The sequence below is a fragment of the Dehalococcoidales bacterium genome, assembly GCA_028717385.1.
Lineage (GTDB): Bacteria > Chloroflexota > Dehalococcoidia > Dehalococcoidales > CSSed11-197 > CSSed11-197.
Window position 1 is genome coordinate 1 of sequence record JAQUNW010000026.1, and the last position, 15,313, is coordinate 15,313.

The 15,313-nt window shown below is 43.9% G+C and carries 16 protein-coding genes; 10 read left to right on the forward strand and 6 right to left on the reverse strand.

Going from position 1 to position 15,313, the window contains the following annotated elements; genetic code table 11:
* Nucleotides 1-30: 30 nt before the first annotated feature.
* From PHX29_05775 to PHX29_05785, 3 genes are read right to left on the reverse strand one after another with little or no spacing between them, the layout of a single operon-like run.
* The gene (locus PHX29_05775; protein ID MDD5605399.1) at nucleotides 31-540 is read right to left on the reverse strand and encodes a 2-hydroxyacyl-CoA dehydratase family protein; all 510 of its coding nucleotides are present in this window, start codon (nucleotides 538-540) and stop codon (nucleotides 31-33) included.
* Nucleotides 537-1,721, reverse strand: a complete 1,185-nt coding sequence (locus tag PHX29_05780) for a 2-hydroxyacyl-CoA dehydratase family protein (GenBank protein ID MDD5605400.1) — start codon at nucleotides 1,719-1,721, stop codon at nucleotides 537-539. The genes PHX29_05775 and PHX29_05780 overlap by 4 nt, the downstream gene beginning before the upstream one ends.
* 33 nt (nucleotides 1,722-1,754) lie before the next feature.
* Nucleotides 1,755-2,573 carry an SDR family NAD(P)-dependent oxidoreductase gene (locus tag PHX29_05785; GenBank protein ID MDD5605401.1) on the reverse strand — a complete coding sequence of 273 codons (819 nt, stop codon included), beginning with the start codon at nucleotides 2,571-2,573 and terminating at the stop codon, nucleotides 1,755-1,757.
* Between the two features lie 163 nt (nucleotides 2,574-2,736).
* Between PHX29_05785 and PHX29_05790 the strand changes: the two genes are divergently transcribed.
* From PHX29_05790 to PHX29_05805, 4 genes are all read left to right on the forward strand, one after another.
* A complete protein-coding gene (locus PHX29_05790) occupies nucleotides 2,737-3,078 on the forward strand; it encodes a PadR family transcriptional regulator (protein ID MDD5605402.1) in 342 nt (113 codons plus the stop codon).
* Between the two features lie 12 nt (nucleotides 3,079-3,090).
* A complete protein-coding gene (locus tag PHX29_05795) occupies nucleotides 3,091-4,047 on the forward strand; it encodes a permease prefix domain 1-containing protein (protein ID MDD5605403.1) in 957 nt (318 codons plus the stop codon).
* A gap of 245 nt (nucleotides 4,048-4,292) precedes the next feature.
* A complete protein-coding gene (locus tag PHX29_05800) occupies nucleotides 4,293-5,141 on the forward strand; it encodes a DegV family protein (protein ID MDD5605404.1) in 849 nt (282 codons plus the stop codon).
* 29 nt (nucleotides 5,142-5,170) lie between these two features.
* Complete coding sequence (locus tag PHX29_05805) at nucleotides 5,171-6,787, forward strand: DAK2 domain-containing protein (protein ID MDD5605405.1); 1,617 nt, start codon at nucleotides 5,171-5,173, stop codon at nucleotides 6,785-6,787.
* Between the two features lie 248 nt (nucleotides 6,788-7,035).
* Here the strand turns inward: PHX29_05805 and heR are convergent, their stop codons facing one another.
* Nucleotides 7,036-7,815 carry a heliorhodopsin HeR gene (heR, locus tag PHX29_05810; protein ID MDD5605406.1) on the reverse strand — a complete coding sequence of 260 codons (780 nt, stop codon included), beginning with the start codon at nucleotides 7,813-7,815 and terminating at the stop codon, nucleotides 7,036-7,038.
* A gap of 369 nt (nucleotides 7,816-8,184) precedes the next feature.
* Between heR and yedE the strand changes: the two genes are divergently transcribed.
* From yedE to PHX29_05830, 4 genes are all read left to right on the forward strand, one after another.
* The gene (gene yedE, locus PHX29_05815; GenBank protein ID MDD5605407.1) at nucleotides 8,185-9,264 is read left to right on the forward strand and encodes a YedE family putative selenium transporter; all 1,080 of its coding nucleotides are present in this window, start codon (nucleotides 8,185-8,187) and stop codon (nucleotides 9,262-9,264) included.
* A gap of 17 nt (nucleotides 9,265-9,281) precedes the next feature.
* Nucleotides 9,282-9,500: a sulfurtransferase TusA family protein gene (locus PHX29_05820; protein MDD5605408.1), complete on the forward strand. Its 219-nt coding sequence runs from the start codon at nucleotides 9,282-9,284 to the stop codon at nucleotides 9,498-9,500.
* Between the two features lie 391 nt (nucleotides 9,501-9,891).
* A complete protein-coding gene (locus PHX29_05825) occupies nucleotides 9,892-10,650 on the forward strand; it encodes a zinc ribbon domain-containing protein (GenBank protein MDD5605409.1) in 759 nt (252 codons plus the stop codon).
* A gap of 27 nt (nucleotides 10,651-10,677) precedes the next feature.
* Complete coding sequence (locus PHX29_05830; GenBank protein MDD5605410.1) at nucleotides 10,678-12,087, forward strand: zinc ribbon domain-containing protein; 1,410 nt, start codon at nucleotides 10,678-10,680, stop codon at nucleotides 12,085-12,087.
* 119 nt (nucleotides 12,088-12,206) lie between these two features.
* Here PHX29_05830 and PHX29_05835 read toward each other — a convergent pair whose 3' ends face one another.
* Entirely contained in the window at nucleotides 12,207-12,365 is a 159-nt protein-coding gene (locus tag PHX29_05835) for a hypothetical protein (GenBank protein MDD5605411.1), read from the reverse strand.
* Nucleotides 12,366-12,702: 337 nt separating this feature from the next.
* On the opposite strand from PHX29_05835, the gene PHX29_05840 reads away from it, so the two are divergent.
* Nucleotides 12,703-14,271 carry an AAA family ATPase gene (locus PHX29_05840; protein ID MDD5605412.1) on the forward strand — a complete coding sequence of 523 codons (1,569 nt, stop codon included), beginning with the start codon at nucleotides 12,703-12,705 and terminating at the stop codon, nucleotides 14,269-14,271.
* A 17-nt stretch (nucleotides 14,272-14,288) separates the two neighbouring features.
* A complete protein-coding gene (locus tag PHX29_05845) occupies nucleotides 14,289-14,552 on the forward strand; it encodes a Smr/MutS family protein (GenBank protein ID MDD5605413.1) in 264 nt (87 codons plus the stop codon).
* A gap of 97 nt (nucleotides 14,553-14,649) precedes the next feature.
* Here PHX29_05845 and PHX29_05850 read toward each other — a convergent pair whose 3' ends face one another.
* Nucleotides 14,650-14,982, reverse strand: a complete 333-nt coding sequence (locus PHX29_05850) for a helix-turn-helix domain-containing protein (protein MDD5605414.1) — start codon at nucleotides 14,980-14,982, stop codon at nucleotides 14,650-14,652.
* Nucleotides 14,983-15,313 lie beyond the last annotated feature (331 nt).

Genomic DNA, 15,313 nt, shown 5'->3' on the forward strand with positions numbered 1-15,313 from the left:
TCTATCTCGACAACGGCCTGCCTATCGCCATCATCTCAAAGGGTGGCAAGCTCTACCGTGCGCCGATAAAAAACCGGGGCAATCACAAATATCCATCACCAGTTCACCGCTTTTAGCAGTGTTATCGCACACCATGTTAGACCATACCATTACATCTGGTTTTGGGATGGCGCCATTGGCAAAAGCGCCGGCCATACCGCGATGAGGAGCACATATTTCGGTAGCCATGCCCATGCTCGACCCCGCTGCCAGTATATCGCTGCATTCACCGGTGAACAGGGATGTCATCCAGGTTGTGGTCTCGGTGTGCATGGGAACCAAACCCATGGCAAGTATAATTTCAGCCGGGAAAAACACGGTATGGGCAACAATAAACTGCCCGTTTTCTCGTGCATCTCGCAAGCGTGTATAGTATTGCAGCAGCATGCGGTAATACATCTTTTGGCTTTCCCTGGTATCAGGATCTGCTTCAATCATCCTCAGTATAATACGACATGCTCTTACTATAGCCTGTATTTTGTTGTTGCTTAATTCGGTCATTTTCTTGCCTCAATCATTTCCAAAAAAGCCTGTACCCGCGTTGCAATTTGCCCGGAACCCGAACTTCCGTATTCCAAGTCGATAGAAAGCACCGGGATGTTAACATCAGCCAGCCTTTTCGTCAGTAGTGGCAGGTCATGGGCATAAGGCACACAATAACGTATTATTTCGCTTATTACCCCTTCTACTTTACAATCTTGCGCAGTCTTGACTATACGGCGAAAGCGCTCTTCGGAAGGGAACATTCTGGCGCAGGGATAATTACTCAGATAACGCCGGGCAAGCGCCGAAACAGGCGATTCCCCATTCCTCCTTTCTACCATGTCACCCCAATACCGGGTACTGGTACAGAGTTCATCCGCGACAATCAGCCCGCCTTGTTGTTCGATTGCTGCAACAAAATCAGGGTTGGCCAGAACACTGCCAGAAAGCATGAGTCTGGCGCGTCCCTGATAAGAGACTTTAGAGCTTTTTAGCTCCTGCAGCAGCTTTTTCAGATACGAGTTGAAGATTTCCTTGGGCATCCGGAAACAGGCATCAATCACTTGCATAACCTGGGCGCCGCTTATCGGAGGATTGGGTCTTTTTCTTAATTCATACAGCTCCCGTAACAATGAACGTGTCTGGTTATAAAGCTCAATCGAATCTTTGAGCGCTTCATCGGTTATCTTTAGCCCCAGGTATTCTTCAAGGTGAGATTTAAACAATTCTATCTCAGCCAGATATAGCCGATGAGCACTATCAGTATATTTTCTTGGCACTGTAATAACATGGTGAAAGGGTGTTCCGATATATTCTCTCCAGAGATCAAAGAGTCTTCTGGCTCCATCACAGGTCGAGCCGCCGACAACACCATCGAGAAATTGATAATCATTAGTCAAACCCATCTGCAGGCAACTACGCGAAAATGAGCAGTTGTTGTTATACAAATAGGCGTTACCGTCATCAAGCTCAGCTTCACGGTCATAACCGGTAATTCGTATTGGCAGTATACCTCCGGCATGGAGGATTTCTTCCGGTACATAAGTACAGAGCCAGCCGAATATCTTTTTCCCCTGGCTAAGCCATTCCTGGATTTCCGGTGTATTGGGGAAAGTCTGGTTAATTTTCCGAAGGGCTTCGAGTGTTACGAGGGCAGCCTTCTCCAACTGTGAACCAGGTTGTATTAAGCTTTTGTACATTTTTTCTCCTGTAACAATTAAGTACTATCGTTGTCAGGAAACCATGTATCCGCCATCTACTTTAATCGTTTCTCCAGTAATGTATGAAGATAAATCAGAAGCAAGAAATAACACCACCCCAGCCACGTCATCCGCCTCCCCCATTCTACCAATTGGTACACGTTTTAAAAACTTTTTTAGTTGAGCATACCGGTGTTGGCTGGTAGCACTGTCAGCATTGCTGCATGAGGAAGTCATCTCTCGAGTTATAATACCGCCGGGAGCAACCGCATTAACTCGTATACCGTACTGCCCCAATTCTTTGGCGAGGTTTCGGGTCAGCATAGCCACTCCTGCTTTTGATGCTCCATAGGCACTCATTCCAATTGAAAAAGACCGCTCTGCTTCAATAGACGCCATATTAATTATTATTCCGCCCCGCTTTTGCTCTATCATTGAAGCAGCTATATAACGGCTGCAAAGAAAAGTGCCAATAAGATTAACTTCCAAAACACGCCGAAAATCATCCCCCGTCATTTCAAGAAACGGTATTTCGGGATATATACCGGCATTGTTTACAAGAATATCAATACCGCCTTCAGCATTAACTAACTCGTCAACCAGCTGCTTGACTCGGGATTCGTCTGAGACATCGCAATAATAGAAAGCTGCATTGCTGCCATATTTGCCAAGTTCTTGGGCTGCCAGTTTTCCATATTTTTCATTACAATCTGCTATAGCTACCCTTGCACCTGATCCGGCTAGATATGAGCAAATTACACGGCCAATACCCTGGGCTCCGCCGGTAACTAACGCCACCTTTCCAGTTAGGTCTATCTGATTATATAACGACAAGTTTTCATTATTAGTCATTCGTATTTAATGCCTATACCTAGACTTCCTATGTATTCTATTTCATAGCATAGTTAAAAGTCTCTTTATGTGTCAATAAATATGATAAAATCCACCCTTTAAAACTCTTGACACGCTCCCTAACGATTGCTATATTGCAATTAGATATTTGAAGGAGTCTGCCATGCATGATTATTCATCCAGCTTACTACACGGCAATACAGACATGTTAATTCTGGGCTTGATAGATGAAATGAAATCAGCTCATGGATATCAGCTTATTAAAGAAATGGACCGCAGGAGTAACGGTTTTTTCCGGCTCAAGGAGGGCACCTTGTATCCGCTGCTTCGCAAACTTGAAAACAAAGGCTTGCTTGAAGGCAAATGGGAATCAACATCAAACGGTCCTGAAAGGCGCTGTTATCTCATCACAAATAAAGGAAGGGAGTTTCTCAACTATCGCAAGGCTTCCTGGCGCTATTTTACCAACGCCATTAACCTTGTTTTTAAAACCGGGACCGGATAAATGGGGCATTAGATGATGCAGCCCGAAGTAAGAATATATCTCGAAGAAGTGCGTTCCCATCTCTACCTCAGGATGGATATCGAAAAGCAATTGACTGCCGAGCTAAACTCCCATTTGCAGCAAAAAATTAATGATCTTGTCATGCAGGGATATTCACAGGAAGAAGCCATAAAAAATGCAATTATTTCTTTTGGAAAAGCTGAAAGTGTAGCCCGGCTTCTGTACGAAGCTTGCTGCAAAGGCAGCTGGATCGATGCCTTGATACTATCTTTTCCCCATTTCCTGGCTGCTTTAGTCTTTGTTTCCAACCCGCTTCATAAAGCCGAAATAATACTGCCAATATTCGGCATTTTTATTGCAGTAAGCTTATTTGGATGGTTCCGCGGTAAACCGGATTGGTTATACTCTTGGGTGGGTTATACCATGTTACCTTTATTTGCCGGCGGCTTTTTGCTGATACCCATAGTTGGACAGTTCATAAATGCAGTATTTGCAGGTGGAATTTTCCCACCCATCGGATTATTCATTGGGGTAGGTTTCTACTGTCTTTCGGCTGTTTGGATTGTTTTAAAATTATCCCTTCAGGTTATTAAAAGGGATTGGCTACTCGCTTCTTTGATGCTCGCACCTTTACCCATTATCGGCTGTTGGCTTTTCCACATACAACAAACAGGCGGTCTTTTTACAGGGATTGAAATTGAATATTTAACCCAACCAGTTGCCCAAGCGTTGCTGGTACTTGGCTTCACCTCAGTATTGTTTATCCGGCTAAGGCAACGTCTGCTTAAAGCGGGTGTTGCCGTTACCGTTTTATTTATTTCCATGATGGTGGTTGGTCAATCTCTTTGGGGTGATGTAGGCTTTTTCGGATTGTTGGGTCTTTCTCTCTTTTCCCTATTAATTTTCGTCATCCCGGCGATCACTAGTGCGGCTATCGGTCACGGCGATCCTCTGCTAGACACACCATAATTATTACAATTGACAACGTATTTTTCGATGTTATTGATAACATTCTTATCTTATTTCTATTGACATCAGCCATTGCAGATGCTATTTTAGTATATTGAGAGTCTATGTAGAGCCTTGTTATGCTCCCGCAGAATTTCTTTTACTCCAGCGCAGGGGCGAGTGCTCGGCGTCTTCCAACTAACATGGGTTTATATTTCAATAATTCCAACATACTTACCTTCAAAGCTATCAAAGGAGAGTAAGAAGTGGCTGTTGCAATTGTTACCGATACTGTTTCCTGCCTTGAACAAGAACTGGTTGATGAGCTTGACATCAACATAATTCCAATATATCTTACCATCAACGGTAAAGAATACCGTGATCGAATAGACTTAACCCCCAAAAATTTCTGGAAGCTGTATCCCAATATCCAGGAATACAACACTTCAGCTCCACCCTTGGCTGAATACCTGCAGGTTTTTGAACAACTTAGTAAAATAACCAGGGATATTGCCTGCGTATTTGTATCAAAAAACCTCAGCGCAACCGCAGAAGCCGCAATACAGGCACGCCAGCGTTTTTTAAAGGATAATCCAAATATAAACATAGAAATTATCGATAGCCGAACTGCTGCAGGTGCACAAGCTTTTATAGTACTGGAGATGGCGCGTGCTGCAAAAGCTGGTAAAAGTTTGGAAGAAATTGTAACCATAGCAAACAGCATGATACCTAAAGTCAGATACATTACAGCTCTTGAAGGTTTGAAACGTCTGATTAAAATTGGTCGAGCACCCAAGACTGCCTATCTCGGTGAGCTGTTTCAGGTCAAGCCTATCATTGGCCATATCAACAACACAGGTATAGTAGAAAACCTGGGGAGGGGCCGAGGAACTGAAAAAACCATGCTTAAAATGGCTGAGATGATGGAACCATATATCGAACAAAACAAACCGTTGAATATCACCATACATTACACAAATTCCATAGAAGAAGGCACTAAATTAAAAGGCATCATCACATCAAAATTCAATGTTGCGGAATGCCATTTTACCCCTTACTCCCCAGTGATCTGTTTGGCGATTGGCCCTGCTATAAGTGTAGCGTTTTATAGTTAACCAGAAGTATCTGAATAAAAAGGACATTTATGACGATGAAAGCTACGTTCGATGGTTGCACTTTCAAACAAATGTTAGTTGCAGGCACCGATTGGCTGGAAAAAATTGTATCTGACATAGATGCTCTTAATGTATATCCAGTTCCGGACGGAGATACAGGTACCAACATGCTGCTTACCATGCGTGCCAGCCTTGAAAGTATTGAAGCCAGTACGAATGGCAGTGTTTCTTCAATAATATCTGCAATAAACAAAGGTGCATTGATGGGAGCACGAGGCAACAGTGGAGTAATACTATCCCAAATATTCCACGGCCTTGCCAGAGCATTGGAAGGGGAAGATATTATAGATGCCAAATGCCTCGCTCGAGCACTACAACACGCAGCCGATACGGCTTACACGGCCTTAAGTGATCCAGAAGAAGGCACTATTCTCACAGTAATAAGAGATGCCGCAACTGCAGCTAAAATGGCAGCTGATAACAATGGCGCCACCGCAACTTCTGTGCTTACTGCCGCAACGAATGCCTCGCGCGCTTCTGTTATGAATACTCCCAACCTGTTACCGGTATTAAAAGAAGCTGGAGTAGTTGATGCTGGCGGCCATGGATTATTTACCATTTTTGAGGGGGCTTTATTATTTATAAGAGGTAAAATTAACGGCAATATGCCAGAGCTTCTATGCCGCCAAAAACCTTTGATAACAAGCACGACTGAATTCTCCCATGAAGAAGATTTCTATGGATTTTGCACCCAATTTATGATAAAGGGCGACAATCTCAATATCAAAACGATCAGAAACACACTCAAAGACCTTGGCCAATCTCTGATAGTGGTGGGAGATTCTGCTCTGGTGCGCGTCCATATCCATTCTCACGATACTGGGTTAGTAACCAGTACTGCTGCTTCTTTTGGCACTATTACCGATGTAGATATACGCTCGATGGATAAACAGCATCAGGATTTTCTGCTTGTAAAAAGAGGGAACAGTCTACAAACGGCAGTAATTGCAGTTGTTAATGGATCTGGATTAGTTAACACTTTTGCTGATTTGGGCATAGCTGCTATAGTGCCCGGCGGGCAAACAATGAATCCGTCGACCATGGATATTCTGAATACTATGGAAAGAGTAGATTCAAACTCTATTATAATATTACCCAATAACAAGAACGTGGTAACTACTGCCCGCCTGGCGCAGTCTCTGACTAGTAAAAACACGTGCGTTATTCCTACCGAGACCATCCCCCAGGGAATAGCCGCCATGATAGAATTTATGCCGGAAGCTGATTACGAAACCAACATCAAACAAATGGCGGAAAGCTATGCCTGCGTAAAAACTATCGAGGTTACCCGCGCAACACGTGCCGCACGGGTTAATGGGCTAAGTATTAAACTGGGACAATTTATTGCGTTGCTAGACGGTGAACTGAAAGTAGCTGTTGAAAATCCAGCCAAAGCAATTTTCCACGCGCTCTCCATGATTGAGCTTACATGCTGCCGTGTGATCACTCTGTATTACGGTAAGGATGCAAATGAGTATGATGCAAAAGCCATTACCTCACAAATCACCAATAAATATTCCCACATCTCAGCCGGTATCGTTAACGGCGGGCAACCAGATTATCTTTATATCGTTTCCATAGAATAACTCGATGTTTACGATTTAAAAGCTTGGCCGTACCTTTTGTAAGAATATTTACGCTGACCTTACATACCGGAGCATATACTGCATACGAGCATAACAATTCGTGGTAGCAGGCAAAACTTGTCCCTGTCGGTCCCGACCCGTTATTATCTATAAAAAAAGGGGCTGAGTCCGGCTTATACAAACCATCTTCAGCCCCCTGAACCTCGTTCAATAAATACGAACCACAGACAAATTAGAACAGCACAGTATTACGGCTGCATTGCTCCAAAAAGAACCAGCCATGCCAATGCGGTTTTTGCTGCCAGGCTGAGTATTATGTAAACCCTTTCACCGTACAGGTAGTCCTTCCATTTACCAACTCTTTTGTATTGTAGAATCATATTAATCGGGAAGGTATTGAAAGCAATAAAATAAGTGATAAGAATAGCCCAGACAAACCATGGCACCATACCAAAATTGCCAGTGCCAAACATGTAAAGAAGTATTGCAATCCAGGGTGCAATTCCCGCAATCGAACCCCACACAAACGGTCCCCAGTTAACGTTTGCCTTTTCGGCACCGGAGTTAAGCTGTTCCATAACCAAGCCAAAGAGATTCATAGCAGCATTAACGAGGAAAATTAATAACAGCGAAGCAATGTCGTAAATACCAAATAGAGTTGCTATGAGTACAATCATAATTGAGGAGCTAAAAGCATACTCAAACCAGCGGTATTTGTTTATACCCTTTTTAAGCCCATCAAAATACGATTTGCTATTTAGAACAATTAAACCATGAGCAATCGCCGATATTAGCAAAAACGCGGCTACGAGTAATCCAAACGGAAGCTGAAATAGCTCACGGCTGGCAGGTACCAATGAACTAGAACCGGTATCGTATGTCAGGTAATTCTGGGTAATAGTTGGCTGAAACTCAGCGATTTTTTGTATTACGCCGGTTGCCAAAAATGCCATTATAATAGCCTGGACCAGATGTGCCGCTCCCATTATCATGTTGAACCTTTTAAGTTTTTGCAGGGCTGCTTCCATTAACTAACTCCTTATATTTTTTATTACTAATTTTTCTCACTTTTAAGAGCAATTACCAATTATATGGGTCAGAAACAAAAATAACAATAGTAATCCGCTTTAGTGTTGCTTATTTTCTTCAATTCAGCGTTCGCTACACCCAAAGCTGCCGATTTCCGATACCCTAATCAATGCAAGGTATATTTTTGTTATCGTTAAAAGTATGTTGATCTAAATTTTGATTATAATAAGTATTATTTATATTGTTTTTCGATTATTATTATGTTAGTATTATCCAAAACGTAACCGCGGAGGTGATAAAGAAACAAAATTTGATAACCAACAGGGTTTATTTTTAGGTATATTTTATTAAGCAAAGGAGGGTAATTTATGAATCTTATCAACAATTTACTATCAAAAAAGTGGATTATCCTGTTTGGCCTTGCATTTGGAGTGCTTGGAGCCCTGGCGGTAAACTGGGGCAACCCTGCCAACATGGGCATATGTGTTGCCTGCTTCGTAAGGGATATAAGCGGCGCATTAGGTTTCCATAGGGCTGGAGTTGTACAGTATCTCAGGCCTGAAGTAATGGGTTTTACACTCGGTGCTTTTGCCACCGCACTGGCGTTTAGGGAGTGGCGCCCAAGGGGTGGTGCTTCACCTATAATCCGCTTCTTTTTGGGTATGTTTGTTATGATCGGCGCCCTGGTATTTCTTGGTTGCCCTGTAAGAATGCTACTCCGTTTAGCTGGTGGCGACCTTAACGGGCTTACTGCTTTGGCTGGTCTTGTTTTTGGAGTAATAGTTGGTATATTTTTCCTCAAGAGGGGTTTCAATCTCGGTAAAGCCCAGGCTATGACCAAGACAGCCGGTTCAATAATGCCAATAATGATGGTTTTCCTGTTAGTGCTGGCAGTAGCTGCTCCCGCATTTATTTTTAAAAGTGAATCTGGCCCTGGTTCCCAATTCATGCCATTGATCGTATCTCTGGCGATCGGTCTTTTTGTTGGGTTAGGCGCTCAGCGTACACGCTTTTGTTCAGTTGGTGCCTGGCGAGACATTTTCCTGGTAAAAGATTTCTATCTGATCAGTGGTGTTTTGGCGTTCCTGGTAGCAGCCCTGGTGACGAATTACATTGCAGGGAATTTTGGCACCGGTGGTATCTACCATTGGGGATTTGAGAATCAGCCGATTGCGCATACCGATCATCTCTGGAACTTCCTTGGTATGGGTCTGGTTGGATTAGCTGCCACTCAAATCGGCGGCTGTCCACTGAGAAACCTGATTCTTTCCGGTGAAGGCGATACAGACGCTGGTGTAACAGTGCTCGGTTATCTTGCTGGAGCCGCGGTTGCCCACAACTTTGCCATATCCGCCAGTGCTGCCGGGATCAACACCTGGAGCATTGCAGCCGTTGCTATTGGATGGGCATTTTGTTTGATTATCGGTTTCACAATGCGTAAAGCTTAAATCACCAGGAGAAGAATATGACAATTGAAATAGACGCAAGAGGTTATTCCTGCCCGGTACCTTGTGTAAAAACAAAAAAAGCTATAGATGAGAACCCGGGGAAAGAAGTAAAAGTCCTTATAGATACCCAAACAGCTGTAGAAAACGTAACTCGTTTGGGAAAAAACAGCGGATATACTGTAACTGAAAGTCGGGAAGGTAATGATTATATTTTAGTGTTGAAGCCGGCAAAATAAGCCAAATCAACCACAGCAACAGTATTCGCAATTATGAGCGGCTAGGTTTTTGTAACCATAGCCGCTCATTTTTTCATATACGCACACTAACAAATAACTCCCGCATATTTAATAAAAGACAAAACAAATCACTTTATATCAATTTATTTGTTTTCCATGCCCAAACCGTTGAAATTCCAGGGCGCTGGTGTGTTATTATATACTGGTTGTTGAAACGATAATCAATAATCCCTAATAGTAAAGGAGACTTCATATTTATCAATAACCAACCTTGTTAGACGATTTTTTAATCTGTCGGTTGTTTTGAGATTGATACACCATTATTGGTGAAATATGTAACGTCATACCTGTGGAAACAAGAAAAATAATATTATAACGGAGTTAATTGATTATGTTAAAGTCATTTACGCGAAACTATGAGGACAACTCAACAGAAGCTGGATTCCAGTTTACCTATTGTTGTGATATTTGCGACGATGGCTACAAGAGCTCATTCGTGGAATCCAAAACTTACAACAAAGGAAAGGGGTTTCGGGGGCTCACACAGGGGATATCCCTTCTTGGCCAGCTTGTTGGGGGAAGAATTGGGGATATCAGCAATACCGTAGAAAGTGGCGGGGACCTTTTGTCTGAACGTTTTGATGACATGAGCCCGGAATGGCAAAAAGAACGCGAGATAGCATTTGAAAACGCACAAAATGAAGCCCAGCGACATTTCCATCGTTGCCATGCATGCAACAACTATGCATGCGATAATTGCTTTAATGAAAATGAAGGTTTATGTACCGATTGCGCTCCACGGCAAGAAGTCTATGTTGCCAAGGCTCGCGCAGAAGCAATGCGCAGAAATATAGACGAAGCAGGAGAAAGTGCTACTGTCTGGAAGGGGCAAATCGAGAGTAAAACAACAAAGTGCCTCTCTTGCGGAAAACCAGCTGGAACTGGCAAGTTTTGCAGTAATTGCGGAGCTTCGATGGAACTTAAAGCCTGCGCACGATGTGGGGCAAAAAATGCATTAAATATAAAATTCTGCAATAACTGTGGCGCTCCAATGTCTGCAACCGCACCAAAAACCGGTAAATGCCCACAGTGCGGGATTCAAAACGAACCGGGAACCAAATTCTGTGGGGAGTGTGGCACCAAACTATAAAAGCAATATCAAATAGCAGGAGATGTGATGTTGAAAGATAAACCACGCCTCTATTCAAAAAACGATCTGGATGATGAACCTCGCAAACAGAATTATATTGGATATCTGGAGTCATCCGATCTCACTGGTGAAGTGAAGATTACAATAGGTGAAGACTCATTGCTGTTGTCCACAGTCTTTAACCAGACAGCAGTCAAGTATGCCGATATTACTAATATAAAATTAGCTGAATACTCTGTATCTGTTATCACACCCTCTCGGATGTTTAAATTAAACCGCTTAGGAGCTGATTGCGACTGGTTTTTCCGCGATTTGTACAATGCTTACAACCGCAAAGTGTTAAAAGCTCTGTTTGTACAAGGAAGCGTCATTTTGGAAACATCGGGCGAATACGTCATCACCGGTAAGAATAAACAATCAACCGGAACCGGGGTAATCCAATTATATCAAAATTGTCTATGCATTCTACCGCCGGATAAAAATGCACGGCGGATTCCGCTCAGTTTTATAAGTGACCTTAAACAGGATCAATATACTCTTACCCTGACTTTGGCTTCCAATGAAAGCATTTCGCTTTCCAAGCTGGGCTATGATACTGATACTCTTTTGGATAAATTAACCACCCAAATGTTATACCTTAAAGAAAACTGGCTTAGTTTTATCAGCGCATTAGATTCTTCGATGGGCATGTCCAAAGCGGTAGAAGCGGCCAGGACAATGCCAGCCGATCAAGCTGTGCGGTTAGATACACTCTCTGCCAAATTCCCTTCTTTAGCCAAATCAATCAAAGCTAAAATTAAAACCAGCCGAATCGCCGATACCTTTGAACTGTTGCAAGAAATTGGTGAAGGCAAACAACTGCTCGTTGGCATCAAAGAGAAGCCTTCGGCGATGAAAGATGATGAAAAAGAAGCCGGCTCGTTAGTCAATACCGAAGCTGAGGAAAGCCAGCCGCCAGAATCCGAAGCAAATAAACCTGAATATGCTATATGGATTATCGCACCCAGTAAAGATCAGAGTACAGCTATATTAGAGCTGGCACTACCAGGAGAAGAAGCAGCCGCCACTTACATATTCCAAACAGAAGGCAATTTTAATGAAACAGCTCAAATAATCGATCGCTCACTAGAGGCTGTTGATTTCCGAAGAGAATATATAACCCTGCCACAAACGAAACTAAAAGACGATAAATATAACGAATACCTCATGTTGATAGAGCGTACTCCCAACTTGGTTATTTTGCGTCAGCGCTTTGTTGGTAGAGCTATCCACGCTTCTTTAGAAAAATGGAAGGCAGAAGTTTTAAAACACGCCAACGGTAAAACAACTGAAAAAGGCAACCAGCAGATAACATCGTTTAAAAAGTACTGCGGAACCTGTGGTTCGCATTTGAGGGATAATGCCAAGTATTGCGTGGAATGCGGAGCAAAAGTTTAGTGCCTGCGGATAGTAGACATTATTTGTTCGATCATGACGTTGTACGAAAATTAATCTTTGACGGAGAATTACGGGGGAAAAGAATAAAAATACAGAGCAGAAAAGTAGCATAAGTTGATTTACACGAACTGAAAACTGCCCTCTTTAAATATCTGCAAGCATGTATCTGTTACATCAACGTCGTAAAGAATCCCTTTATTGAGGGCAATTTCTTCCAGTGCATTATGTGATCCAAGAGTAGGCCGATAGGGGCGGTGCGAAGCTATAGATTCTACCACGTCTGCTACACTCAGTATTCTGGCTTTTAAAGGAGAAGTCTGTTCGATACCAGTCTATCTCTGAGATGAAGAGGGTTGTCAAGCAGAACGGAGCTCTTATCCTCGTAGATTTCCAAGTTCCATTACCCAGGAATGCTTGGGCTGTGTTTTCGAGAGCAATAGAATTCCTTGCTGGCGGGTCTCGCTATCAGGGCTTTAAAGATTATCTTGCAAACGTGGGACTCGAGGATATACTGAAAAATCACGCTTTGCAGGAATCAGACAGAACCTATCTCACAAGTGGACTGATAGTGGCTACGAAGGTGGTTAATGGTTGAGTTAATATCGCGGACAGCCTATGACGAACACGAATCATAAACAATCCCAAATAGAAATCAATGAGCAGTTCCGGTACGCTCTTGATATCATGGAAGGTAGCAACCGGAGCATCTTCATTACCGGCCGGGCGGGCACGGGTAAATCAACGCTGCTCAACTATTTTCGCCATACCACACAGAAAAAGGTGGCAGTACTGGCGCCCACCGGCGTCGCCGCCCTGAATGTTAAAGGGCAGACCATTCATTCATTCTTCAGGTTCAAGCCAGGTATCACTCCTGACCGGGTCAAAAAGCCCCGCTCTGCTAATAAGGAGAGCATCTATCGCAAGCTGGACATCATCGTCATTGATGAGATCTCTATGGTAAGAGCTGACCTACTGGATTGCGTGGACCGGTTCCTGCGATTGAACGGCCCTGAAGCTGACAAGCCCTTTGGCGGCATCCAGATGGCCTTTATCGGCGACCTCTACCAACTGCCGCCGGTGGTTACCGGCGGAGAAAAGGAGGTTTTCCAGTCTCTTTACGAGACGCCCTACTTTTACGGCGCCCGGGTGTTCGAATCGTTCGAGATGGAATTCGTGGAACTGGAGAAGATTTACCGCCAGCACGATGAGGAGTTCATTACCCTGCTCAACGGTATCCGCAACAACTCCGTTACCAGTGAAGATTTGGAAATTCTTAACGAGAGGTATCAGCCGGACTTTGAGCCACTGCCGGAAGATTTCTACGTCTACCTGACTACCACCAATAAGCTTGCCGAAGAGATTAACGACAAGCGTCTGGCCGGGCTGAAAGGCAGACTTTACACCTTCACCGGAAGCATCGAGGGAGAGTTCGGCCAAGAGTATCTGGCCACCAGAATTGACCTTGAGGTGAAGGTGGGGGCGCAGATCATGATGCTCAACAACGATACCGAGGGACGTTGGGTTAACGGCAGTATCGGGAAAATAACGTATATCACTCAGAACGGTAAAGATGGAGACATCATTGTAGCCGAGCTGGCTGACGGGGAGGAGGTGGAGATTACGCCCTTCACCTGGGAAATCTACCGGTTCTTCGTCGAGGCAGGTGGTCTGCAATCGGAAGTCATCGGCACATTCACGCAGTACCCATTAATGTTGGCTTGGGCGGTCACTATTCACAAGGGTCAGGGGAAGACGTTCGACCGGGTGATTATTGATATTGGGAAAGGTATCTTTGCTCATGGCCAGATGTACGTGGCGCTTAGCCGATGCACGACGCTGGGCGGCATTGTCCTCAAGAGGCCGGCGCTTAAGAAACACATCTGGACGAACTACCAGGTGATGAATTTTCTGACCAAATACCAGTACAAGAAAGCCGATGAGTCCTGCCCGGTGGATGGTAAGACGGAAATCATTAAGAGAGCCATTCAGAATAAGTTGTCACTGGAGATTGTGTACCTCAAGCCTAGCGATGAGAAGACAACGAGGATCGTCAGACCGGAGGCCGTGGGGGAAATGGAGTACCGCGGCAAGAAATATCTTGGGATGCAGGCGTTCTGTCTGAAGCGAAATGAAGAGAGGGTTTTCCGTATTGACCGGATACTGGAGATAAGAGAGGTTTCGTAGGGGCTAACCGTCGAGAGGTGTCGTTCCTTGGCAAAGATTATATTAGTTTACATGATATTTTTAACAAGGGCATTACGATTGATGTAGAACTCAACCGGGTTATCGCTGAAGCCGTAGAGAAGAAAATCGCCCTTGTGGAGATTATCCCGGGCAAAGGGTCAGGACAACTGAAAAAGCGTGTCTTACGATTCCTGGCACAGCCGGACGTAAAAAGTCGATACCACCGGCTGGAGAAGGACGATAAGAATTTTGGGAGGATTTTCGTGCATTTCAGACATTAGGCTACAAACATTTCGCCTGTTCTTGAATAGTAAAATTGGGCACAGCAAAACCAGGGGGAATTTCCCCTGGTTTTGCTGTTTTTCTACTGGTACTGGACTATGCCAGTGCCATCTTCTTGAGATACTTACTTACCGTTGTATGGCTTCTACCGAGTGCTTTAGCTATTTTACACATGGACAAGCCCTGTTCCCAGAGAATACTTATCCGCTCTGCTTCGGTATCACCAACGTGGTAATTGTAATCCTGTAAAAGTTTGGCTCTCTGTCTTGACAGGTAACACTTCTCAGCCGTATTTAGCCTCTCCCCATTGAGCAGTAATTCTCCTATCCGTTTTAACCTGTCTGGCAGATGATTGATTATGGCTCTGGTATCCAATTCGGTATCTATGTCAGAGCTATAGTAGATGTACTCCCAGCTATGACACGCCATCTCTCCATACTTACTATCTACGGCCGAAGCTTCAACTTTCTTTTAGGGACGTCAAGTGAAATATGAGCGCGTCTTTCGTACCGCATGCTCTACAGGTCAGGATTCGAAGTATTTCAATCCACGCACCCGCACGGAGTGCGACGGCCGGTGTGCAGCTCAATGGATTACCTTTTCAGTATCCTATACCACGGATCGAACTTTGCCACTTTAAACCTTTTCTCATCCAAATTACATATCGGGGTTTAGTGAAATCAAGCCCAGCCATTCAATCCCAGTGCCAGAACTAGCAATAGGTACGTTAATTTAACTGATCTTCCAGTCTACCAGCTCA